Annotated in this window: 17 protein-coding genes, 17 tRNA genes, 3 rRNA genes and 1 pseudogene; 36 read left to right on the top strand and 2 right to left on the bottom strand. The window is 44.5% G+C overall.

Translation table 11 applies throughout. The features are described from left to right. Positions 1 to 160: 160 nt before the first annotated feature. The 20 genes from PQ477_RS14565 to PQ477_RS14660 all read left to right on the top strand — a co-directional run bounded on the left by PQ477_RS14565 (position 161) and on the right by PQ477_RS14660 (position 9,407). Positions 161 to 1,708: ribosomal RNA gene (locus PQ477_RS14565) — 16S ribosomal RNA — on the top strand. A 407-nt stretch (positions 1,709 to 2,115) separates the two neighbouring features. Further along, positions 2,116 to 5,052: ribosomal RNA gene (locus PQ477_RS14570) — 23S ribosomal RNA — on the top strand. A gap of 210 nt (positions 5,053 to 5,262) precedes the next feature. Then, a 5S ribosomal RNA gene (gene rrf / locus PQ477_RS14575) occupies positions 5,263 to 5,378 on the top strand. Together the 16S, 23S and 5S rRNA genes with 16 tRNA genes alongside form the textbook arrangement of a ribosomal RNA operon. A 16-nt stretch (positions 5,379 to 5,394) precedes the next feature. Further along, a tRNA-Asn gene (locus PQ477_RS14580) sits at positions 5,395 to 5,469 on the top strand. 5 nt (positions 5,470 to 5,474) lie between these two features. Continuing rightward, positions 5,475 to 5,568: transfer RNA gene (locus tag PQ477_RS14585), tRNA-Ser, on the top strand. 39 nt (positions 5,569 to 5,607) lie between these two features. Further along, positions 5,608 to 5,682 (top strand) — tRNA-Glu (locus PQ477_RS14590). A 25-nt stretch (positions 5,683 to 5,707) separates the two neighbouring features. Beyond that, positions 5,708 to 5,783 (top strand) — tRNA-Val (locus PQ477_RS14595). A 45-nt stretch (positions 5,784 to 5,828) separates the two neighbouring features. After that, positions 5,829 to 5,905: transfer RNA gene (locus PQ477_RS14600), tRNA-Met, on the top strand. 8 nt (positions 5,906 to 5,913) lie between these two features. Beyond that, positions 5,914 to 5,990 (top strand) — tRNA-Asp (locus PQ477_RS14605). Positions 5,991 to 5,997: 7 nt separating this feature from the next. Next, positions 5,998 to 6,073, top strand: a tRNA-Phe gene (locus PQ477_RS14610). Positions 6,074 to 6,082: 9 nt separating this feature from the next. After that, positions 6,083 to 6,158, top strand: a tRNA-Thr gene (locus tag PQ477_RS14615). 62 nt (positions 6,159 to 6,220) lie between these two features. Then, positions 6,221 to 6,305: transfer RNA gene (locus PQ477_RS14620), tRNA-Tyr, on the top strand. Between the two features lie 4 nt (positions 6,306 to 6,309). Next, a tRNA-Trp gene (locus tag PQ477_RS14625) sits at positions 6,310 to 6,383 on the top strand. A gap of 22 nt (positions 6,384 to 6,405) precedes the next feature. Next, positions 6,406 to 6,481: transfer RNA gene (locus PQ477_RS14630), tRNA-His, on the top strand. 4 nt (positions 6,482 to 6,485) lie between these two features. Continuing rightward, positions 6,486 to 6,560 (top strand) — tRNA-Gln (locus PQ477_RS14635). Between the two features lie 5 nt (positions 6,561 to 6,565). Further along, positions 6,566 to 6,637: transfer RNA gene (locus tag PQ477_RS14640), tRNA-Gly, on the top strand. Positions 6,638 to 6,652: 15 nt separating this feature from the next. Continuing rightward, positions 6,653 to 6,726: transfer RNA gene (locus PQ477_RS14645), tRNA-Cys, on the top strand. 36 nt (positions 6,727 to 6,762) lie between these two features. After that, positions 6,763 to 6,851: transfer RNA gene (locus PQ477_RS14650), tRNA-Leu, on the top strand. Between the two features lie 13 nt (positions 6,852 to 6,864). Next, positions 6,865 to 6,938, top strand: a tRNA-Arg gene (locus PQ477_RS14655). 111 nt (positions 6,939 to 7,049) lie between these two features. Further along, positions 7,050 to 9,407 (top strand): peptidase G2 autoproteolytic cleavage domain-containing protein, encoded by a 2,358-nt coding sequence (locus PQ477_RS14660; RefSeq protein WP_274272314.1) that lies wholly within the window; start codon positions 7,050 to 7,052, stop codon positions 9,405 to 9,407. A gap of 48 nt (positions 9,408 to 9,455) precedes the next feature. Here the strand turns inward: PQ477_RS14660 and PQ477_RS14665 are convergent, their stop codons facing one another. Then, entirely contained in the window at positions 9,456 to 9,938 is a 483-nt protein-coding gene (locus PQ477_RS14665; protein ID WP_274272315.1) for a hypothetical protein, read from the bottom strand. A 188-nt stretch (positions 9,939 to 10,126) separates the two neighbouring features. On the opposite strand from PQ477_RS14665, the gene PQ477_RS14670 reads away from it, so the two are divergent. The 4 genes from PQ477_RS14670 (at position 10,127) to PQ477_RS14685 (ending at position 13,132) form a co-directional block, all read left to right on the top strand. Then, positions 10,127 to 10,207 (top strand) — tRNA-Leu (locus tag PQ477_RS14670). Between the two features lie 120 nt (positions 10,208 to 10,327). Continuing rightward, positions 10,328 to 11,296 (top strand): tyrosine-type recombinase/integrase, encoded by a 969-nt coding sequence (locus tag PQ477_RS14675; RefSeq protein ID WP_274272316.1) that lies wholly within the window; start codon positions 10,328 to 10,330, stop codon positions 11,294 to 11,296. Between the two features lie 162 nt (positions 11,297 to 11,458). Then, the gene (locus PQ477_RS14680; protein ID WP_274272317.1) at positions 11,459 to 12,235 is read left to right on the top strand and encodes a hypothetical protein; all 777 of its coding nucleotides are present in this window, start codon (positions 11,459 to 11,461) and stop codon (positions 12,233 to 12,235) included. A 105-nt stretch (positions 12,236 to 12,340) separates the two neighbouring features. Continuing rightward, the gene (locus PQ477_RS14685) at positions 12,341 to 13,132 is read left to right on the top strand and encodes a hypothetical protein (protein ID WP_274272319.1); all 792 of its coding nucleotides are present in this window, start codon (positions 12,341 to 12,343) and stop codon (positions 13,130 to 13,132) included. Between the two features lie 25 nt (positions 13,133 to 13,157). Here PQ477_RS14685 and PQ477_RS14690 read toward each other — a convergent pair whose 3' ends face one another. Further along, positions 13,158 to 13,370 (bottom strand): helix-turn-helix domain-containing protein, encoded by a 213-nt coding sequence (locus PQ477_RS14690; protein WP_274272321.1) that lies wholly within the window; start codon positions 13,368 to 13,370, stop codon positions 13,158 to 13,160. 148 nt (positions 13,371 to 13,518) lie between these two features. Between PQ477_RS14690 and PQ477_RS14695 the strand changes: the two genes are divergently transcribed. From PQ477_RS14695 to PQ477_RS14745, 12 genes and pseudogenes are all read left to right on the top strand, one after another. Further along, a complete protein-coding gene (locus PQ477_RS14695; RefSeq protein ID WP_274272322.1) occupies positions 13,519 to 13,809 on the top strand; it encodes a hypothetical protein in 291 nt (96 codons plus the stop codon). Next, positions 13,806 to 14,135, top strand: coding sequence for a hypothetical protein (locus tag PQ477_RS14700; protein ID WP_274272323.1), 330 nt, complete (start codon positions 13,806 to 13,808; stop codon positions 14,133 to 14,135). The genes PQ477_RS14695 and PQ477_RS14700 overlap by 4 nt, the downstream gene beginning before the upstream one ends. A gap of 377 nt (positions 14,136 to 14,512) precedes the next feature. Further along, positions 14,513 to 14,755 (top strand): helix-turn-helix domain-containing protein, encoded by a 243-nt coding sequence (locus tag PQ477_RS14705; RefSeq protein WP_274272325.1) that lies wholly within the window; start codon positions 14,513 to 14,515, stop codon positions 14,753 to 14,755. Positions 14,756 to 15,116: 361 nt separating this feature from the next. Next, positions 15,117 to 16,040 carry a hypothetical protein gene (locus tag PQ477_RS14710; protein ID WP_274272326.1) on the top strand — a complete coding sequence of 308 codons (924 nt, stop codon included), beginning with the start codon at positions 15,117 to 15,119 and terminating at the stop codon, positions 16,038 to 16,040. Positions 16,041 to 16,122: 82 nt separating this feature from the next. Then, a pseudogene (locus PQ477_RS20970) lies at positions 16,123 to 16,266 on the top strand (cysteine-rich VLP protein); the annotation flags it as partial. A gap of 37 nt (positions 16,267 to 16,303) precedes the next feature. Continuing rightward, positions 16,304 to 16,510, top strand: coding sequence for a hypothetical protein (locus tag PQ477_RS14715; RefSeq protein WP_274272327.1), 207 nt, complete (start codon positions 16,304 to 16,306; stop codon positions 16,508 to 16,510). A gap of 69 nt (positions 16,511 to 16,579) precedes the next feature. Beyond that, on the top strand, positions 16,580 to 18,718 hold the full coding sequence (locus tag PQ477_RS14720; protein WP_274272328.1) for a hypothetical protein: 2,139 nt from the start codon (positions 16,580 to 16,582) through the stop codon (positions 18,716 to 18,718). 86 nt (positions 18,719 to 18,804) lie between these two features. Continuing rightward, positions 18,805 to 19,188 carry a hypothetical protein gene (locus PQ477_RS14725; RefSeq protein ID WP_274272330.1) on the top strand — a complete coding sequence of 128 codons (384 nt, stop codon included), beginning with the start codon at positions 18,805 to 18,807 and terminating at the stop codon, positions 19,186 to 19,188. 125 nt (positions 19,189 to 19,313) lie between these two features. Beyond that, complete coding sequence (locus tag PQ477_RS14730; RefSeq protein ID WP_274272332.1) at positions 19,314 to 19,673, top strand: phage scaffolding protein; 360 nt, start codon at positions 19,314 to 19,316, stop codon at positions 19,671 to 19,673. A 23-nt stretch (positions 19,674 to 19,696) separates the two neighbouring features. Further along, positions 19,697 to 20,569: a hypothetical protein gene (locus PQ477_RS14735; protein ID WP_274272333.1), complete on the top strand. Its 873-nt coding sequence runs from the start codon at positions 19,697 to 19,699 to the stop codon at positions 20,567 to 20,569. Positions 20,570 to 20,693: 124 nt separating this feature from the next. Beyond that, on the top strand, positions 20,694 to 21,200 hold the full coding sequence (locus PQ477_RS14740; RefSeq protein WP_274272335.1) for a hypothetical protein: 507 nt from the start codon (positions 20,694 to 20,696) through the stop codon (positions 21,198 to 21,200). Next, positions 21,190 to 21,558 (top strand): hypothetical protein, encoded by a 369-nt coding sequence (locus PQ477_RS14745; RefSeq protein ID WP_274272336.1) that lies wholly within the window; start codon positions 21,190 to 21,192, stop codon positions 21,556 to 21,558. Before PQ477_RS14740 ends, PQ477_RS14745 begins: the two co-directional genes overlap by 11 nt. Positions 21,559 to 21,579 lie beyond the last annotated feature (21 nt).

Consider the following 21,579-nt stretch of genomic DNA (forward strand, 5'->3'; position numbering starts at 1 on the left):
AAAACTGAACAAAAGCCAAGCGTAAAAAGAGATACAAGGTATCTCGTCAATGAAGTTAGACACAGCTTTAAAATGTGCAACAGCTTAGGATCTTCGACTAAGATCGCAACGTCCATGTTGCAACGTCGAAGTCAACACATCCGTGTGTAAGTAAACACTTTTAACGGAGAGTTTGATCCTGGCTCAGGACGAACGCTGGCGGCGTGCCTAATACATGCAAGTCGAGCGGACAGAAGGGAGCTTGCTCCCGGAAGTCAGCGGCGGACGGGTGAGTAACACGTAGGTAACCTGCCCCTTAGACTGGGATAACTCCGGGAAACCGGAGCTAATACGGGATAATAGAGAGAATCACCTGATTCTCTTTTGAAAGACGGTTTCGGCTGTCACTAAGGGATGGGCCTGCGGCGCATTAGCTAGTTGGTAAGGTAACGGCTTACCAAGGCGACGATGCGTAGCCGACCTGAGAGGGTGATCGGCCACACTGGGACTGAGACACGGCCCAGACTCCTACGGGAGGCAGCAGTAGGGAATCTTCCGCAATGGACGAAAGTCTGACGGAGCAACGCCGCGTGAGTGAGGAAGGCCTTCGGGTCGTAAAGCTCTGTTGTGAGGGAAGAACAAGTACCGGCGTAACTACCGGTACCTTGACGGTACCTCACCAGAAAGCCACGGCTAACTACGTGCCAGCAGCCGCGGTAATACGTAGGTGGCAAGCGTTGTCCGGAATTATTGGGCGTAAAGCGCGCGCAGGCGGCTTCTTAAGTCTGATGTGAAATCTCGGGGCTCAACCCCGAGCGGCCATTGGAAACTGGGAAGCTTGAGTGCAGAAGAGGAGAGTGGAATTCCACGTGTAGCGGTGAAATGCGTAGATATGTGGAGGAACACCAGTGGCGAAGGCGACTCTCTGGTCTGTAACTGACGCTGAGGCGCGAAAGCGTGGGGAGCAAACAGGATTAGATACCCTGGTAGTCCACGCCGTAAACGATGAGTGCTAGGTGTTAGGGGTTTCGATGCCCGTAGTGCCGAAGTAAACACATTAAGCACTCCGCCTGGGGAGTACGGCCGCAAGGCTGAAACTCAAAGGAATTGACGGGGACCCGCACAAGCAGTGGAGCATGTGGTTTAATTCGAAGCAACGCGAAGAACCTTACCAGGTCTTGACATCCTTTGACCACTCTGGAGACAGAGCTTCCCCTTCGGGGGCAAAGTGACAGGTGGTGCATGGTTGTCGTCAGCTCGTGTCGTGAGATGTTGGGTTAAGTCCCGCAACGAGCGCAACCCTTGATCTTAGTTGCCAGCATTTAGTTGGGCACTCTAAGGTGACTGCCGGTGACAAACCGGAGGAAGGTGGGGACGACGTCAAATCATCATGCCCCTTATGACCTGGGCTACACACGTGCTACAATGGATGGTACAAAGGGCAGCGAAACCGCGAGGTGGAGCCAATCCCATAAAGCCATTCTCAGTTCGGATTGTAGGCTGCAACTCGCCTACATGAAGCCGGAATTGCTAGTAATCGCGGATCAGCATGCCGCGGTGAATACGTTCCCGGGTCTTGTACACACCGCCCGTCACACCACGAGAGTTTGTAACACCCGAAGTCGGTGAGGTAACCTTTTGGAGCCAGCCGCCTAAGGTGGGACAAATGATTGGGGTGAAGTCGTAACAAGGTAGCCGTATCGGAAGGTGCGGCTGGATCACCTCCTTTCTATGGAGTTTTTACTCTAGTCGATGTATGACCTCGGGTCATATAGCGCTTTGGATCTTTTGTTCAGTTTTGGAAGAATTCCTCTTCCAATTGAAAATGCGAAGGTAATGGATACCACGCTTAGAACGCCACGTCCTGTGGCAACGCCTGGTACCTACATCCTGTAGGCATGGTTCTTTGAAAACTAAATCATAATCAATCAACTCAAATTAGTTTTGTTCATCGGTGTTACAACTGTTTGAACGAGACGTCAAGAATTCATAAACCTTTTAGGTTAACTGTTTTACAAAGAGACCCAAGTAGATCAAGGATGGGAAATGCTTGATGGAAGGAGCGTAGTTCGCTACGTAACTGACAGAAAGACAGGAACCAGACGAAGAGATACGAAGGGAATCTGAAGTAAAAATGGATAAGTTAGAAAGGGCGCACGGTGAATGCCTTGGCACTAGGAGCCGATGAAGGACGCGACGAACAGCGATATGCTTCGGGGAGCTGTAAGTAAGCTTTGATCCGGAGATTTCCGAATGGGGGAACCCACCATCCGTAATGGGATGGTACTCCTGCCTGAACACATAGGGCAGGGTGAGGCAGACCCGGGGAACTGAAACATCTAAGTACCCGGAGGAAGAGAAAGCAAATGCGATTTCCTGAGTAGCGGCGAGCGAAACGGAATCAGCCCAAACCAAGAGGCTTGCCTCTTGGGGTTGTAGGACACTCTATACGGAGTTACAAAGAAACGGAGTAGGTGAATTGTCTGGAAAGACAAGCCGAAGAAGGTAACAGCCCTGTAGCTGAAACTTCGTTTCCTCCAGAGTGGATCCTGAGTACGGCGGGACACGTGAAACCCCGTCGGAATCCGGGAGGACCATCTCCCAAGGCTAAATACTCCCTAGTGACCGATAGTGAACCAGTACCGTGAGGGAAAGGTGAAAAGCACCCCGGAAGGGGAGTGAAAGAGATCCTGAAACCGTGTGCCTACAACTAGTCAGAGCCCGTTAATGGGTGATGGCGTGCCTTTTGTAGAATGAACCGGCGAGTTACGATAACGTGCAAGGTTAAGCTGATGAGGCGGAGCCGTAGCGAAAGCGAGTCTGAATAGGGCGAGTAAGTACGTTGTCGTAGACCCGAAACCGGGTGATCTACCCATGTCCAGGGTGAAGGTCGGGTAACACCGACTGGAGGCCCGAACCCACGCATGTTGAAAAATGCGGGGATGAGGTGTGGGTAGGGGTGAAATGCCAATCGAACTCGGAAATAGCTGGTTCTCCCCGAAATAGCTTTAGGGCTAGCCTCGAGTGATGAGTTTTGGAGGTAGAGCACTGATTGGACGAGGGGTCCCCACAGGATTACCGAATTCAGTCAAACTCCGAATGCCAAAAACTTTAACTCGGGAGTCAGACTGCGAGTGCTAAGATCCGTAGTCAAGAGGGAAACAGCCCAGACCATCAGCTAAGGTCCCCAAGTATACGTTAAGTGGAAAAGGATGTGGAGTTGCTTAGACAACCAGGATGTTGGCTTAGAAGCAGCCATCATTGAAAGAGTGCGTAATAGCTCACTGGTCGAGTGACTCTGCGCCGAAAATGTACCGGGGCTAAACGTATCACCGAAGCTATGGCAATCCCAGTAGGGATTGGGTAGGGGAGCGTTCCAAGGACTGTGAAGCTAGATCGTGAGGACTAGTGGAGTGCTTGGAAGTGAGAATGCCGGTATGAGTAGCGAAAAGAGGGGTGAGAATCCCCTCCGTCGAAAGCCCAAGGTTTCCTGAGGAAGGCTCGTCCGCTCAGGGTTAGTCGGGACCTAAGCCGAGGCCGAAAGGCGTAGGCGATGGACAACAGGTTGATATTCCTGTACCACCTCGTATTTGTTTGAACGATGGGGGGACGCAGAAAGGTAGGGTGAGCGCGCCGCTGGCTGTGCGCGTCGAAGCATGCAAGGCTGGAACATAGGCAAATCCGTGTTCCGTGAAGGCTGAGCTGTGACCGTGAAGGACCCAAGGGTCCGAAATCCCTGATCCTCCGCTGCCGAGAAAAGCCTCTAGTTAGAATACAGGTGCCCGTACCGCAAACCGACACAGGTAGGCGAGAAGAGAATTCTAAGACGCTCGGGAGAACTCTCGTTAAGGAACTCGGCAAAATGACCCCGTAACTTCGGGAGAAGGGGTGCTCTATTAGGGTGTTAAAGCCCGAGAGAGCCGCAGTGAATAGATCCAAGCGACTGTTTAGCAAAAACACAGGTCTCTGCGAAGCCGTAAGGCGAAGTATAGGGGCTGACACCTGCCCGGTGCTGGAAGGTTAAGAGGAGGGGTTATCCCGTAAGGGAGAAGCTCTGAATTGAAGCCCCAGTAAACGGCGGCCGTAACTATAACGGTCCTAAGGTAGCGAAATTCCTTGTCGGGTAAGTTCCGACCCGCACGAATGGTGCAACGACTTGGATACTGTCTCAACGAGAGACCCGGTGAAATTATAGTACCTGTGAAGATGCAGGTTACCCGCGACAGGACGGAAAGACCCCATGGAGCTTTACTGTAGCTTGATAGTGAGTGTTGGTACCATTTGTACAGGATAGGTAGGAGCCTTGGAAGCCGGAGCGCTAGCTTCGGTGGAGGCGTCGGTGGGATACTACCCTGATGGTGCTGACATTCTAACCTCGACCCGTGATCCGGGTCAGGGACATTGTCAGGTGGGCAGTTTGACTGGGGCGGTCGCCTCCTAAACAGTAACGGAGGCGCCCAAAGGTTCCCTCAGAATGGTTGGAAATCATTCGTAGAGTGCAAAGGCATAAGGGAGCTTGACTGCGAGACCTACAAGTCGAGCAGGGACGAAAGTCGGGCTTAGTGATCCGGCGGTGCCGTATGGAAGGGCCGTCGCTCAACGGATAAAAGCTACCCTGGGGATAACAGGCTTATCTCCCCCAAGAGTCCACATCGACGGGGAGGTTTGGCACCTCGATGTCGGCTCGTCGCATCCTGGGGCTGAAGTAGGTCCCAAGGGTTGGGCTGTTCGCCCATTAAAGCGGCACGCGAGCTGGGTTCAGAACGTCGTGAGACAGTTCGGTCCCTATCCGTCGCGGGCGTAGGAAATTTGAGAGGAGCTGTCCTTAGTACGAGAGGACCGGGATGGACATACCGCTGGTGTACCAGTTGTTCCGCCAGGAGCATCGCTGGGTAGCTACGTATGGACGGGATAAGTGCTGAAAGCATCTAAGCATGAAGCCCCCCTCAAGATGAGATTTCCCATGGCGTAAGCCAGTAAGACCCCTTAGAGATGATGAGGTTGATAGGTCAGAAGTGGAAGTGTGGCGACACATGGAGCGGACTGATACTAATCGGTCGAGGGCTTATCCTAAATTTCTTGAGTTTGAGTATGATGATTTGATTTAGTTTTGAAAGAATCACCGATTCTTTTTAACAAGAAGGATTTCATTCCTTTGACAAAGAGCAACAAGAAGATCGAGGACTAGAAGTGCTTGAAGGAAGGAGCGTACTTGCGTACGTGACTGACAGAAAGACACAAATAGGACGAAGAGATTCGCCGTTGATCTGACGTCAAAATAAGTCTGGTGGCAATAGCAAAGAGGTCACACCCGTTCCCATGCTGAACACGGTCGTTAAGCTCTTTTGCGCCGATGGTAGTTGGGGGCTTCCCCCTGTGAGAGTAGGACGTTGCCAGGCTTACATAAATACATTTTCCACAGTAGCTCAGTGGTAGAGCTATCGGCTGTTAACCGATCGGTCGCAGGTTCGAATCCTGCCTGTGGAGCCATAGCTGGAGAGCTGTCCGAGCTGGCCGAAGGAGCACGATTGGAAATCGTGTAGGCGGTGTAAAACCGTCTCGAGGGTTCGAATCCCTCGCTCTCCGCCAGATTATATTCATACATAAAAAATCGTAAATTAGTGTAATGGCCCGTTGGTCAAGCGGTTAAGACACCGCCCTTTCACGGCGGTAACACGGGTTCGAATCCCGTACGGGTCACCATTTTTAAACAGATGCATACTATATTGGAGGATTAGCTCAGCTGGGAGAGCACCTGCCTTACAAGCAGGGGGTCGGCGGTTCGATCCCGTCATCCTCCACCATTTATTTTCATTTTTATATGATGTTGTCACCATTATTTTTAACGACGCGGGGTGGAGCAGTCTGGTAGCTCGTCGGGCTCATAACCCGAAGGTCGGTGGTTCAAATCCGCCCCCCGCAACCAAAACATATGGTCCGGTAGTTCAGTTGGTTAGAATGCCTGCCTGTCACGCAGGAGGTCGCGGGTTCGAGTCCCGTCCGGACCGCCATACATAAGGCTCGGTAGCTCAGTTGGTAGAGCAACGGACTGAAAATCCGTGTGTCGGCGGTTCGATTCCGTCCCGAGCCACCACTTACTTTTGCCGGTCTAGCTCAATTGGTAGAGCAACTGACTTGTAATCAGTAGGTTGGGGGTTCAAGTCCTCTGGCCGGCACCACTGAAAAAAGTTGTTGACAGAACTAGCGGTATTAGGTAAGATAAGTATTGTCTTTTCAAAGTGGAGGGGTAGCGAAGTGGCTAAACGCGGCGGACTGTAAATCCGCTCCCTCCGGGTTCGGCGGTTCGAATCCGTCCCCCTCCACCATCCTAGGGGTATAGTTTAATGGTAAAACGAAGGTCTCCAAAACCTTTGATGTGGGTTCGATTCCTACTACCCCTGCCATTATTTAATTAAATTGATTACGGCGATCGTGGCGAAGTGGTTAACGCACCGGATTGTGGTTCCGGCATTCGTGGGTTCGATTCCCATCGGTCGCCCCATTATTGGGCTATAGCCAAGCGGTAAGGCAACGGATTTTGATTCCGTCATTCCCTGGTTCGATCCCAGGTAGCCCAGCCATTTTTGCGGAAGTAGTTCAGTGGTAGAACACCACCTTGCCAAGGTGGGGGTCGCGAGTTCGAATCTCGTCTTCCGCTCTTTGTTTATCCTAAGGCGGTATAGCCAAGTGGTAAGGCAGGGGTCTGCAAAACCCTTATCATCGGTTCAAATCCGGTTACCGCCTCCAACAATTTAATAAATATGAGATGGTCCTTACATACATGCCGGGGTGGTGGAATTGGCAGACACACAGGACTTAAAATCCTGCGGTTGGTGACAACCGTGCCGGTTCAAGTCCGGCCCTCGGCACCATTTCTCATAGTAAGCGCCCGTAGCTCAATTGGATAGAGCGTCTGACTACGGATCAGAAGGTTAGGGGTTCGACTCCTCTCGGGCGCGCTTTTTTTAAAACCAGTTTAATTTAAGCTGGTTTTTTTGTTTTTTTCAATACTGCTTCTCTCTCTATAAAGAGCTACCGTTTAGTAGCTACATAAAAAAGAGGTGAAAGCAATGGAAAAGCAAATGGAGCAATCTTTTGATCAATTAAGCAATACTGTCGCGCAAATTGAAGATGCACGGGTCGTTTACATTGATGATTTCATACCAGAGGGTGCAAGTGAAGAAGATCAAACGCCCTATTTTGAAGAGGCGCTAGGGGACGGAAACGTTAAATTGATTCTTGGTCCTAAACGATATTTTGCAACGGTTCGGCTCCCAAATCGAACCGTTTTAGAAGGTCAAGGTATGGAGCTCACCACTATACAGACACCCGATACAGCAGCGAACGAAGAATGGACCGTATCCGTAAAAGACAAAGATAATGGTGGAGAGTATATTGTTGTCAAAAATCTGAGCTTAGATGGAAATAGACGAAGAGGTGCAGAACCTGCTGGAGGAAGTCGTTCTAGTTGTTTAACGCTTCACGGAGTCAAATACGCTTGGATTACGAATGTTTTCGCGTATAATAGCACCCTACATGGATTTGATGTTACTTCGACAGGACTAGACTACCATTATGGTGGAGACGGGACGGTTGATAGTGGGCCATCACAATACGTATGGATCGATTCATGCAAAGCGACTGACTGGGTTGATGACGGCTTTACAACACACCACAGTGAATTCATTACTCTATCAAATTGTTATGCGTATGATCCTTCAACGAGAGGAAATCAAAATGGAATAGAGATTGACGATGGGAGCCGTCACATACTCCTGACGAATAATTATACTTCCGGTTGCTACGGTGGAATTGAAATAAAAGCACATGATAATTCTAGCGCTGCTAGCAATGTGCATATTAATGGACATATTTCAAAAGAAGATGCTCGAAGCTATAATTTTCGACACATCGGTCATCATACAGGGGAAGATCCAGATTCAACGACGGCTTTTCATTTAACGGCTACAAACCTTGTTGCTTTGCATCCTAATAATAAAAAAGGGTTTCAAAACAATATTGACCCTCGTGCACTTGTTATAAGTGCATATACGAACGTAAGCATTACAAATTTTACTGCAATTGGTGATGAATCGTATGATTTTCGAAATGGTCCTGTCGTTGCGATTCAGTATAAAGCTAGGAATGTCACTTTGAATGGTGTGAATATTAGTAGATTTCATCGTGCAAGTGATGGTGTCATTGTTTATGGGGGAAGCAACCGAGGAAACCATATTTCATTAAACAATATCAACCTTTACGACGCTGGTGATAACAATGGGATTTTCGTAGGAAGCGGACATAGTCATGTAACGGTTAATGGTGTTAATGCCATCCACTCAAGAAATGGTGGAAAGAATGCTGTTGAGTCAACAACAAATTCAATTAATATTAGTCATGTAAATGCAAGCGGGTATGAAACTGCTGTAATCAGCGGTGGCGTTCGATACACTAACCCAATTACGGTTATTTCAGGTGGCGCTAGGTTGGCATCTAGCACTGGAGAGCCAACACATGATCAATCGATTATACTTGCAAGTACAGCTTCACCTACAGCCATTCAATCCAAAACGATGGTGGCAGCTTCATCTAATTCACATGCAGAAGGCGAAGGCTCTGTTGTAGTAGGAAGTGCAGGTAATTCTAGAGCACGTGGTCCTCGAAGTAGCATAATAAGTTCAAGTGCAGCGATTGCAGGTCAGCCAAATGGAGGATTTGGTTCAATGGTGCTTGCGAGTAACCTAACAAGTAATCCCACTAGTTATTCAGTAGTAGGGGGATATGGTGCTTCAGGAAATTCAAGCAGCTCCAATCGTAAATGGGAGCTTAATAGTAGGAACGGAACGATTAGAGCTTCTGGACAAATTACAGGTTCAAGTACATTCACAGATTTTGCTGAGTACTTTGAAAGTGTAGATGGAAAGCCAATTGAAACGGGTATGTTAGTGACATTAAAAGAGGACAAAGTTCAACTAGCAAATAAGGATGACATTATTATTGGTGTTATTACGGAAACGGCGGGTGTTGTATTAGGTGAAGCATCATTCCACTGGAAGAACCGTTATTTAACAAACGAATTTGGTGGTTTAATACTTGAACCACAGCGTGTTCGCACATACGATGTAGACGAAAAAGGGAACACATTGCCAAGCTATCGCGAAGAGAGTGTTCTATTACCATTAGAGAACCCTATGTTTGATTACAATGAACCCTATGTAGACCGCAAAGAACGAGACGAATGGAATATTGTAGGCATGATGGGCCAAGTATATGTACGCGTAAATGAAGATGTACAAATAGGTGATTATTTAATGGCCATTAATGGAATAGGAGAACCTAGTGAAAAAGGGAATGTAAAAGTCATGAAGCTAACAAAGGCTTATAACGCTGACTGTGGTTATGGTATTGCGCTTTGTTTCATAAAATAATGGATGAAGAAAGAAGAAGCTCAATAGTTTCTTCTTTCTTATACTTGATTACTTAACAACGACATCATGTTCTTCCGCTAATAGTGCTAATTCTTCTCTATAATGGTGCATAAGGGAGCTCGCTTCCATCAACGTGTCATTTGCTATTGTCATAGGATCAGAGCCGAGGCTTGCAATAAACTCTTCTGAAAGATGATAGCCTTCCAATCGAGTTGATGCTGCTTCGATATAAAGGTTGTGCAAGTCACTTACTTCAGATGTAGCTGGACGAATCGTTTCTAAATCAGAAACAAATTCACTATACGGATAAATGACATATTCAGCTAAAAAGTCAGCGGCGTCATCCGGTTCGATTTCACCAATCGTAAGCTTTTCAAATTCAGACATAATTGCTAACTCTTTTTGAGAAAGCTGCTGCAACTCATCAGAATTAACATAAGAGTCCAGATCAACTTGAACATTATTACTGCAAGCAGCTAAACATATAAAAGGTAATAAAACAAAAAATGACATAGTGAATTTATTTATCATCCTATCCTCCTATGTGAAATGTTGAATGAATTGGTATTTATTAGTACTTATTAGTACCCTTGTGAAGTGTACTTAAACATTTACATCTTTTTAGGGAATTGAATGCAATTATCACTATTAAAAATAGAAAAAAACGTTGACGAATCATTTTGACGATGGTATATTATTACTTGTCGATAAGTTGTTATGCCGGTGTGGCGGAATTGGCAGACGCGCACGACTCAAAATCGTGTTCCTTTGGAGTGTCGGTTCGACCCCGACCACCGGTATCGTGAAGTCTAATGTGGCGGTCTTTAGCGCAAGCTAAGGATCGCTTTTTTGCGTACAATGGAACGTAAAATAGTCGTGTGCCTACCGTCTCTCTTTAAGCGAAAAGGGGAGGCGGTTTTTTGTCGTCTAGACGTAGAAACGTTTTAATTGGTCATCAGCTCGATATAGTCGAACAAACTTTAACCAGCGCGGTCTTATCGTACGACAAAGCACTCGATTTGTTTATTGCAGACGCGAAAAGGAAAGCTTTGCGTGATTACACGATTGTTTATTACCGAAGAGAGTGTAATGATTTCCGCGGGTATCTGGTTCAGCAAGAGCACGATCTATTTATACATGAGATTACGCGAGAAATTATAAATAGCTACGTTGAGGATATGCAGATGGTACGAAAATTAAAAGCCGCCACTATAAATACGAAGCTGAGGTCGATCAGGGCGTTCTTCGGGTGGCTTTATAAATGTAAGTATATCGTCAGTAATCCTATGGAGAGGTACCCGTTAATGCGCGAAAGAACAGGTAAGGTAGAGACTTTCTCTCTTAAACAATTAAAGCAATTGTTAAATGCGCCTGATAAGAGAACTTTTACGGGACAACGAGACTACACGTTCTTGCTATTACTATTAGAAACAGGGATACGTTTAAATGAAGCTGCTGGAATTTTAGTAGAGGATGTTAAATTAAGCGAAGGTCAAATTTTTATACGTAATACTAAGAATCACTTCCACAGGTATGTGCCTATTCAAGCGAAGATGAAAGAACAGTTAAGAAGATACTTAAAATTAAGAGGGTCGTGCGAGACTGAGCACTTGTTTGTAACTATTGATGAAACTCAGCTAAAAAGAGGGGCAATGCAAAAGATTGTAGCCCATTACGGAAATAAAGCAAATATAAAAGGTGTAAGGTGCTCTCCTCATACGATGCGCCATACATTCGCGAAAATGTGTGTTATGAATGGTGCTGGCATATTTGAGTTGCAAAAAATACTAGGACACTCAACTATGGAAATGGTTAGAGTCTACGTCAACTTGTATTCAAGCGAAGTAAATGATAAACATAAAAGTTTTTCACCACTAAATAACTTATAGACAAAAAAAGAGGCGTACCCTATAGCGCTAGTTGCGGCAAACAGCTAGCGGGCACACACTCCTATATCGTTCTTTTATTGTACCAATTTTTCAAAATTAGGTCAATAGAAGTTTATTAAGTGATGCCGTTTTTAGGAAAGCGCCCTCACCGGAGGGGTAACGATGTACATTACGAAACTACAAGAATACGCAACCCACGCGGACGTGGCGGCTCTAAACGGCACCATCTACGCGACTTTAGATGATCCAACGCTACCATTAAACGCGACCGACCACGCTCTCATTCGTCTGCTGGGCGGTCATAGTTGCCGCGTGCCGGGCGTTAGTTGGTTACGTACCGATACAATGGCGCGTTTATTGGAGAGGTCAGAACGGACAATTAGACGTTCACTCGCACGGTTAGTAAAGTATGGCGTCATTGATCGTTTTAAGGTCGGCAAACTAGCGATTGTCCGCTTCCTGACCGGTAATGTGTCCGCGGCGGAAATCTCTGAAAGTAGCGACGCAAAAGCTGATCTATCGGTAAATCCGCGGAATGAAGCACTTGCAAACACCGAAGCACAAAACAAAAAGATTAGTAATAACGTAGCCGACGACATGGGGAATAATTTCTCGGCTGAACTGCCCGCCGACTTTGCGCCTGATTACGTCAGCGAGGCGGTTATAAAAACGTTAGCCCCGTTCTTTGGCGCGGAGAAGATAAGCAAAGTACATCAACGTATTCAGCTTGCCTATGAAAAAGCGAAACTACTTGCGCCGCTACGAGAATATGACGGCTTAGTTTGCCGAACACTTAAAACGGTGGTGTTCGCGCTGAAAACGAATCGGATCAAAGGCGATCTGTACGCATATATCTACGGGACGTTCCGCCAAGTACTAATAGCGGAGAAGAGGCGAGAAGTGGCGGCAGATCAACCGTTTATGGAATGGCTCGCCTAAATTTCGCCTTAGTTTCATCTGGAATCGTCTGTAAATTATATAGTTATAAAGTTCTGAGAGTGTGATAAGATTAATTAGACTATTACATAAATGGGGGAAATTACTATGAAAAAGGCGTTAAGCTTATTTAGCATTGGACTGCTCAGCGTAGCTTTAACCGCGTGTAACTCGACGAATGACGCAGCGCAGGCGGAAATTGAGTCTGTAGAGACGCAAAATGTCTCACCAGTGGAGGAAGTCGAGGACGAAGTAGAAGTGGATATTGAAGAAACGCCCGAAGTCGATACAACGGAAGCTTCTTTGCACCTAGAGATACAGGAATTAGTATTAAGTAATCCTGAAATTTTTCCAGTACAAAAATTAACTGGAAATGGAGGAGGATCACATGTATTTGAGATAAGCTCTAACGGAATGACTGCGTTTGAGCTAGAAAATACCAATGCAAGCTCTAATTATATTGTCCGCGTAGAAGATGTGGAAACTGGCACTGATTCTATGTCTTTGGTAAATGAAATAGGTAATTATAGCGGTAAAGCAATTATGCAATTAGATGAAGGAGAGTATATTCTTCAAACTAAAAGTGATGGAGATTGGACTGTAACTATTCATCCAGCATACTCCATCGAAATAGACGAATCTACAGTATGGGAAGGTGTGGGTGATTCATTTATCGGACCTATTGTGCTTAGTGATGGTTTATATGAGCTTATTTTCTCGCATGATGGTGATTCAAACTTTATAGCTAGACGCTATGACGGTTTGGGAAATAGTATTGACTCCCTTGTAAATGAGATCGGACCGTATGAAGGGAACCATATAACCACCGCATATGAAGGAATGGTAATTTATATAAGCATTAAAGCGGACGGCAACTGGAAATTTGAGCTAGATCAATAGAAAAGAGCCTCGCGGTGCGGGGCTACTACTCTTCTTTATTTGGAATATGTACCAATAAATCTCCTGGCATTAGATTCAAACCTACGCACAACCGATCCAAAGTATCGTAATCAATTCTTTTTGAAGCGTTAGACTCAAATCCTTTAATTGTATTTCGGCTTACGCCGGTTAGTTCCACAACTTGCTTGTTAGAATAACCTTTTTCGCGCATAATTTCGCCGAGTTTATTTATGATCATAAAAAACCTCCAAAAAAAAAGTTTTGTCAGGATGTTGACATCTTGATTATGTATGGTAATATTAAATTATTGGTCAGGATGTTGACAAGTCATCAAGTCGACTACACAATAACATCATACCACAAAACAAAATTGGAGGGAATATGTTATGACATTATTAAATTTAGGACCTAAGCCAGTTCCACCGCCATTCGAGGAGTTTTTGGAAATTGTTTCATTCGAGGACGGATCACCGTCAATCACTATCGCTACATATCCGATCACAGACGTTATCAGCGTCAAGGTATACGATGAAGAGGACGCGGAGCTTTGCTTCGGTTCTCATATCGTTCCGTTTCGCTGGACAGCGCAAATGAAGCAGGTTATCGATGAAATAGACGGCTACGAGGCGATCGAGTTGCTTTCGATCCTCGCGGTCGACGTGGAGCCGACGTCATGAGAAAATTTTTTGATGAAATCGAGAACTTGAAGCTTGAGTTAGAGGAAGACTTCGACTATTACAACAAGCGGCAAAGTATGATTGATAAACGAATCAAGTTGCTACAGAACCGTAAGTTTAACGAGCAAAACTCCATAGAATTAGAAATGATGCTGAAATCTAAACGAGAGGTAAAGGAACGAGTCATGCAACTTCTACCCCTTCGCGACATGTTTAAGCACGAATGGGAAGACGTTTGCGAACGATTAGCCCGCGCGGAAGAAAATAGGAAGCGGATTCAAAACGACATTAGAGAGGCGAGATTGCTTGAAAAAGATGTTGTATAGACGTACCGACGATTTCCCGACGAGGGGAGGTCGTCTTTTTTTTTTTGTAAAATTAAAATACCCCTACCAAAAACAAGTTTAGCTGTCTTAGCTTAATAGGGAAAGTTTAAATCTAAAAATATTTCAGGGTTGTATTTTTTGCTAATAGCTGGACTAGCTTTATGAAGGGAAATCTAACTTCATGTCGTTACACAATCTTACACATTTCAAAACGTTAACTTTTACCCCTTTAGCTGGACTAGCGTTATGAGAGGGACTATTCATGAACCCTTATAAAAAACTCGTTTAGCTGTCTTAGCTTAATAGGGAAAGTTTATATATTTTTTTCGTCACGAGGTTAGCTTCTATTAACTACCAAACGAAAGGAGGCGTTACTATTGCAATTATCTGCGGAGCAAGTCGCGGCTATACGTCGCGTATTCGCACTAAGTCAAAGAGGTTTTGGTGAATCTGTAGGCGTTTCCGACGCTTATATTTGCTATGTGGAAAATGGAAAGAAGCCGCTGAGTTCGCGAGTCTCTGCGAAAGTCTCGGAAGTCTACGGGATAGACGCGGAAAGAATGATCGAAATAATGACGATAGCTAAGACGTTTAATCTAACGAAAGATGTAACGGGCTAACGCCCGGCATTTCGTGGGAAGTTCGCCCACTCATGCAGTTATATCATTTTTCGCGGATGTACTTACTGTATTAGAGCAACGCGACAAGGTTTATGGTCTAGGAAAGTGGTTTGCTTGACGACGACAGAGTGAACGAAGTGAGCGGCATGGGCTTGTATTGATGCATTTTTCGTGCATACGGTTTTAAAGAATAGTCTGACTAAGATAAGTAAGAAGCAGCTAAAATGGGAATGAAACGGCTGTATCATGCGCCACATAAAGGTTTTTACGATGTTTCGAACGATTTACTAGGGTACGTCAAAGCAGTGTTTTGCATCGAAAAAGGGACGTCAAGGCAGTGTATTAAAAGGGAGGCTACAATTTGGGAGTAGATAAATTACAAGAACAACGTACCTGGGCTAGTTTGAATCGAAAAGTAAAAGGCGATGTAATCGAGACAATAGAGAACGCGGCTATTTATGACCGAGAAGGCAGAGACGTCACGCACCTTTACGATATTTCAGTTAAGACGAGCGGAAAGAAAGCCGAATCCTACCGAAGTATTAGCGCCATCCAGGAGCACGAACGAGAAAACGGCGGCTTCATATTCGCATTCTTTACTCAAGCTAGGCAGATCGAAGACCGGTTCCCGCAACTAAACGCACAGGATGCCGCGAGAGTACTGTTTATCGGTTCATATGTCGCGTGGGAGTCTAACCGACTACAATACGCTAATGGACGTATTATTCGCAAAGCCGGGCTATGTGAGTTGGTTGGTATGTCAGCAAAACGTTTCAGCCAGTTCTTTAAGAAGCTAATTAGCGAAGAGATACTAAGCGAATCGGACAAAGGCGAACTATTCATGAATCCTACCTTGTTTTTCCGCGGTGAAATCAAATCGAATGGCTACGATCTTAGCGACTTAGCACACACAAGAGTATTCAGAAAGACAATTCAAGACCTGTACGCAATGTTTAAGGGAAGACAGCTTTCGAAGCTAGGCGTCATTTACAAGGTTCTGCCGTTCCTAAACTTCGAGACTAACATAATTTGCTTTAACCCATCGGAATCGGACGAAGATTTACTGGAACCTATGAATCTCGACAACCTTTCGACGCTACTGGACTACGGCGACCCACACAAGCTACGCCGCGCTCTCGAAGCTATTAAAATCGAAGGTAAGCCCGTTTTCCTAGCCGTTCAGAATCCGAACAATCGCCGCCAGCTTAGGGTTATCGTGAATCCGCGAGTGGTATTCGGAGGAAGCGCCGAGTCATTGAAAGCTATTAAAGTTCTATTCAACTAAAAACGTGCGACGTCGCACCATTTACCACGGCACTCACGTCGGGGCTATTTGTCGTGCTCAATTTTACTAGGAGGTAATTGACATAGATACCGAATTTAATCGACTCGCCCGCTCGACGTGCGCCAATCACAACGGAGCCGACGGTTCATGTTACGTACTCGACGCGCCGTGTCAGCCGATGCGCTGCCCATACTTTCAACGTGCGGTACTGCCGAATGACGCCAAGCTAGAGCGTCGCTACTGGTCGCAGTTTGGAGCGGTATATGGAAACGTTAAGACCTGCGCTAGTTGTTCGGACACGTTCGAGCGTAAATCGAATCGGCAGAAATATTGCCCGTCTTGCGCCGCAGATCGCAAACGGACGAGAAGTCGCGAGGGAATGGCGAAAAACAGACGTAACAGTTAACCTTTCGAGGCGTAAATGCTTGATTTCACCTTGTTTTAAGCACGATATAGCCACGTTAGATTAGTCCGAAACCAAATACCTTAGAAGCTCGTATTTAAGCGTCAAACTATTAAATGAATTGGAGATGATTAATATGGCAAAAGGACCATATAGAAAAATAGGTGCAAGGTTCGATCGAGTAAGAACTGAGATGAACGATAATATGGATGACATTTGGTCAGATATTCAAGCTATAGATACAAATTCTAGGAATACGATTACTACTGCGCAAGAAGCAAAAAAGCTTTCAGAGAGTAGTAAGGAACAATCAGATAGGGCGGAGAAAAAAGCGGACAGAGTAAGAGCCGAGTTAGACGAAGTTATTTCAGATGGTAATTCTAATGCGGAGGTGGCTGCTTCAAGAATAGCTAGTGATGGTGTTACTAAAGGTTCATTGCCTGAGAGAATACTTTATGAGGTCGATAATTTAAATGACAAAATTACTCAAAGATCGTTTAGTGTCATGGATTTTGGTGCAATTGGCGACGGACTAGCAGACGATTCATTGTCAATTGCTAATGCAATCAATACAATACCTGATTATTCGACTTTAATTTTACCAAAAAACCACTTAATTGATTCAGAGATTACTATAAGCAATAAGAAATTTTTAAAGTTAGTTAGTGTAGGTAATGTTGTTTTAAAGAAGAATCTCAATTTTAGTAACTGCCCGGGATTGATGATTGAAGGTAATTTTAGTGGAAACACGATTCCGAAATCTTCGATTGAGGTTGTTGATAAAAGTCAAAAGAAGCTTGTTTTATCAGATGCTTCTGATTTTGAAGTAGGCAATCAAATAACAGTTTTCACCGAAGATCATTATGATATTTGTAGATATCCTGGTTCTGTAATTGCAAAAGAGGGCAACACAATTACAGTAGACTACAATAGGATTTACTCAAATGATCCATTTAACAATATACTTCCTGGTCAAGATATTTATGTCACTGCTTCAGAAGCATTTAATAAAACCATAAAGATAGAAAGGTCTAACGGTATTGTTTTAAGCGGTAAGTTTGATGTTGACATAGTTATCCATAATAGTAACTATAGCTTAATTAAAGATGTAACCTCTAGAAACGGTGAAATAAACTTAGAATTTTGTTACGGTACTACAATTTCCAATGTAACTATGTATGAACCTCATTTTTACGGTATTTTCTTACTAGGATCGCGTAAAGTTAATTGCTCAAATATCCAAATCAAAAAACCTTACTTTTCTGGGTTTGTGATCAAGTCAGTTTGGGACTGTAACCTTAGTAATATCAATATATTTAATGCAGCAATACACGGAATTCAAATGATAAGAAACACAATTTCCAATCCTACTACCCCTTCACGTGTTAATCCGCTATGCCAAGATAATCTTACAGTTAGTAGATTGAACACTTTAAATGTTGAATTCGAAAAGTGTAACATTTCAATAATGGTTACTACAGATTGTGATAACACTCAATTTTTAGGAATTACTTCTAATGACTGTTGGGGTAATGTTTTACTAGTAAATCAGACCAATGCTGATACTCTTTTTTCAAACATTAAAATAAGTAATCATGCGATGGTAAACCCTACAACTTTTACTTCTAACATTCCTCTTCTTTTAACTGGCAAAAGAATTAGAGTATCGGACGTGTCTATTAATGGATGTAGAGCTATATCGCCGCTGCGAGCTATAAACTGTGAAAGTGCCCATCTTAGTGATTTTATGTTTGAAAATACCAAAGGTGCTTTTTATCTTCAATCAAGTGAAAACGTAATTGTTCAAAATCTGTTAAGTAAAAATCAAGTCGAGACATCTGATGTTGTGTTTCTAACAGGGTCTAATAGAAATGTGACCATTAATGCGGTGAATATAACTAATTCACCACAGAATGTTAATGCAAATAAGCTAGTAAATATAACAGGAAGTTTTGATAATGTTAGTTTGAAATCGATCAATATTGAAGGGGAAAATCCTAAAGGCATATTTTCCGAGGGAGTTGGTAGGGGTCTTCAAATCGAAAGTAGTGTAATCAGGAATTCTGTCGATGCGATCTATGTAGCAAATGTAACCGGTGTACAAATACAGCGTAATCACGTGCAAGGTGCATACAACGGTATAATGCTTGGACCATCGACTACAGACATAATTTGCAAGGATAATATTATTCGCTCGACTGTAAAAGTTTTAGACAATAGTTCAAGTGCAAGTAAGATAATTACTGATAACTTACTTTTAAATCCAACAAGTTAAAAAAATTAGTTATAAAGGTCTTCGCTCCCTGCGATAGACCTTTTTGAATTGAAGAAATAAAATGCGAAAAATGAGGAGGGCTTTTAATGGATTGCATTGCGAGAGTGTTCGAACATTACGGCGGCAATGAGGCGTATTACAACCGCGTAGACAAGCCGTTTTACCAAAACAACACCGCTTATATCAACGTAAAGGTGACGCACGTAGACGGAAGTTATTTAACGCATTGGTCAATCTCCACGGAGACGGGCGAGGTGGTGGCGTTAAAGACGGATTGCGTATGGACACCGTTCTTTGAAGAAGCGAAGCTAATAGCGTTGGAGAAAGCGTGGCAGGTGGCGCGGAGTTACGATCCAGACGTGACGTGCTTCCTTTCGACCGCGGTGGTGCAGGATGAAGTCGAGAAGTTGGAGCGAAAAGTGGAGCGATTGAAAAGGGAAGAGGAGGCGGTATTTAATGATGAAGCGTGAGGAGTTTAAAAAACCGCACAGATGGATAAATTCGGAGGTTTGGGGAGGTGATCCCGAAGCTTTAGAGACGTTAAGTCATATAAAAGGCATAGGTGACTATAGATCGAAGAAAGAGAGCGGCGAGCATGGGCGAAGAAAATAGAACGTATACCCAGGAAGAAGTTAACGAACTAATCGAAGCTTACGAAAGACAGAATGCCGAGTTAACAGGTAGAGCAGAAGCCGCGGAAAAGGCATCAGCTAAAACGCGTATTCAAACTGACTTCATTTCTAAAGCGATAACTGCGGGCATTAAGTACGTTGATGATGCGTACAAGCTCGCTGATTTATCGGAGCTACAAGTGACTAAGACAGAGATTTACGGCATGGACGACGTGGTTAAGAACTTAGCTGCGGAAAGACCGTACTTGCTACACGAAGATCAGACGAAAAAAGGACGGAAAACACAGCGCTCAATCGGTGGTCCGACTAACACTTCAAAATAACCCAATTAGAAGGAGAAGATACTATGAAATTATCAAACCAATATGAGGATGCTAAAAAACACCTACAGAACGCCTACGACATTCAAAGCGGTTGGGCTGGTTTCATGCTGGAACAAAAAGCGCCATTAAATGAGCAACTAAAAGAAATTAATCAAGATAAGCACTTAACATCTGCTGGAAAATTAGCCAAAATAGACCATGCACGAAAGAAAGCAGGGGTTGAGGCGCTTAAGAAGATGCAAACGCGAAAACAGCAGTACGTCGCGGAGTTGACTAAAGCTAATAAGATTGCAGACAAAGTATTCTATAAAAAACCAAAGGCGCCAGATGCCGTGACGTTAGAAAGGTTTAATGACAGATTAAGAGAGGTAAAAACGCAACTAGCTCTAGGTTCGAATGAATCGCTATCAAAACAACTACTAAATTCATTCGTTTCGAGTATCAAAGACCCCCACTTAGCTAGCTTAGTAAGAGATGACTTTTTGTCTTTATCTCAAAGCATCTTAGGAATTGCTGATGATGCAGCAACTACAAAACAGGAAATGTCCATAATATATGAAGGATTGCGCGAAAAATTCGAGTCGGAGGAAGTAAAAGGATCGCGTCAAATTCTTGAATACACTTCCGAACAAATTGAGAATCCGAAAATCGCAAATGATGGCGGTATGTTTGAGGAAAAAGCCGTTGAATTATTCGGCAAGGAAATAGGTCAACATATCCGTAATCCGGAGGATTATTTCGCTACCCATCCGGAAGAAAAGCCGGAAGAGTATGTAGACGAGGAGCTAGAAGCCGATACCAAAGCACACAAACAAGAGGCAGAATTTGCGGAAACTGTAAGTAATATCAGCGCTACCACGGAAGAAAAGGAGTCAAATGGTCAACTGAATATCTAATCTACAACCGCGATGAACCCGGAGTCATAACCCGAGGGGAGCGGTCAAACCCCTAGTAGGCGTCGATTCCACCTGAGTTGGCGTCTTTCTCTTTTCTAAAAACATAACCGAGAGGATGAATTAAATGGAATTTGTAGGAAAGCATTTTGACGAGATTATTAACGACGAGTATGTAACGGACAAGGTGACAGGTGAGGTTGAAATCCCTTATCACCAACTAGCCAAACGATACAACGATAGCAAAACCGACCTAGTCGGTCTTTACGTCGCGGGGCGGTATGATACGGAGCCAGGCTTATACTCCGCGAAGCTATACGTAGCCGCGAAAGAAAAGTATATGCAAAGACAAGCGAGTACCTTCTATAAATCTTTGCTAATACAGTATAGGCATTATGAGACGACGTTAAAAACTGGCTTCACGGACTACGCGGCGGGCGACGATTTACTAGACGCGCAGGAAGCGGTACAACGCATGACGTCTTATAACGCGGAACTAGGCGCAAAAGCGGCGGCGGTTCTCGATAAAGTAGCGATACTGAACGAGGGAGGGCTTAAGCGATCGGAGCAAGAAGCGATCTACGCGGAAGTAACGGCTATCATCGAAGGAGGCGACACAGATAATGATGAGTAATGAGGAACTAAAAGAATACGGAGCAAGGGCGAGAGACTTAAGAGCTAAAGCAGTGAAGGCGCAAAAAGAAGGATCAGGTACGGATCAGATTATATCATTCCTAGATTGGCGTCAGTACGTCGCGGAAAATCGACCTAAAGTTATGGGCATGTTTAAACATCCGACTATTGATAAAACAATTCAAGAGGATAGAGATTTCCGAACGATTAGCGATCCTGCCTATCTGACTACTCTTATACTCCTGTTCAAAAAAGCATCGGAAGAGCACGATTTAGAGCATTTATCAGTTGAAGAGAGTGTGGAAGTTATGCAAGTGCTACAAGAAAAAGTTGAAAAACTACTAGAGGACGCCAATTAAGGCGTCTTTTTTAGTTTCTAG

Origin of the sequence: Shouchella hunanensis (genome assembly GCF_028735875.1) — a bacterium.
In the GTDB taxonomy this organism is placed as follows: Bacteria; Bacillota; Bacilli; order Bacillales; family Bacillaceae_D; genus Shouchella; species Shouchella hunanensis.

Bases quoted from the DNA above. Each gene is read 5' to 3' on its own strand.
- PQ477_RS14715 (WP_274272327.1), top strand. From the start codon at position 16,304: ATGGAAACGTTAAGACCTGCGCTAGTTGTTCGGACACGTTCGAGCGTA.
- PQ477_RS14740 (WP_274272335.1), top strand. From the start codon at position 20,694: ATGGAATTTGTAGGAAAGCATTTTGACGAGATTATTAACGACGAGTAT.
- PQ477_RS14700 (WP_274272323.1), top strand. From the start codon at position 13,806: ATGAGAAAATTTTTTGATGAAATCGAGAACTTGAAGCTTGAGTTAGAG.
- PQ477_RS14745 (WP_274272336.1), top strand. From the start codon at position 21,190: ATGATGAGTAATGAGGAACTAAAAGAATACGGAGCAAGGGCGAGAGAC.
- PQ477_RS14725 (WP_274272330.1), top strand. From the start codon at position 18,805: ATGGATTGCATTGCGAGAGTGTTCGAACATTACGGCGGCAATGAGGCG.
- PQ477_RS14695 (WP_274272322.1), top strand. From the start codon at position 13,519: ATGACATTATTAAATTTAGGACCTAAGCCAGTTCCACCGCCATTCGAG.
- PQ477_RS14735 (WP_274272333.1), top strand. From the start codon at position 19,697: ATGAAATTATCAAACCAATATGAGGATGCTAAAAAACACCTACAGAAC.
- PQ477_RS14720 (WP_274272328.1), top strand. From the start codon at position 16,580: ATGGCAAAAGGACCATATAGAAAAATAGGTGCAAGGTTCGATCGAGTA.
- PQ477_RS14660 (WP_274272314.1), top strand. From the start codon at position 7,050: ATGGAAAAGCAAATGGAGCAATCTTTTGATCAATTAAGCAATACTGTC.
- PQ477_RS14690 (WP_274272321.1), bottom strand. From the start codon at position 13,370: ATGATCATAAATAAACTCGGCGAAATTATGCGCGAAAAAGGTTATTCT.
- PQ477_RS14665 (WP_274272315.1), bottom strand. From the start codon at position 9,938: ATGATAAATAAATTCACTATGTCATTTTTTGTTTTATTACCTTTTATA.
- PQ477_RS14685 (WP_274272319.1), top strand. From the start codon at position 12,341: ATGAAAAAGGCGTTAAGCTTATTTAGCATTGGACTGCTCAGCGTAGCT.
- PQ477_RS14730 (WP_274272332.1), top strand. From the start codon at position 19,314: ATGGGCGAAGAAAATAGAACGTATACCCAGGAAGAAGTTAACGAACTA.
- PQ477_RS14680 (WP_274272317.1), top strand. From the start codon at position 11,459: ATGTACATTACGAAACTACAAGAATACGCAACCCACGCGGACGTGGCG.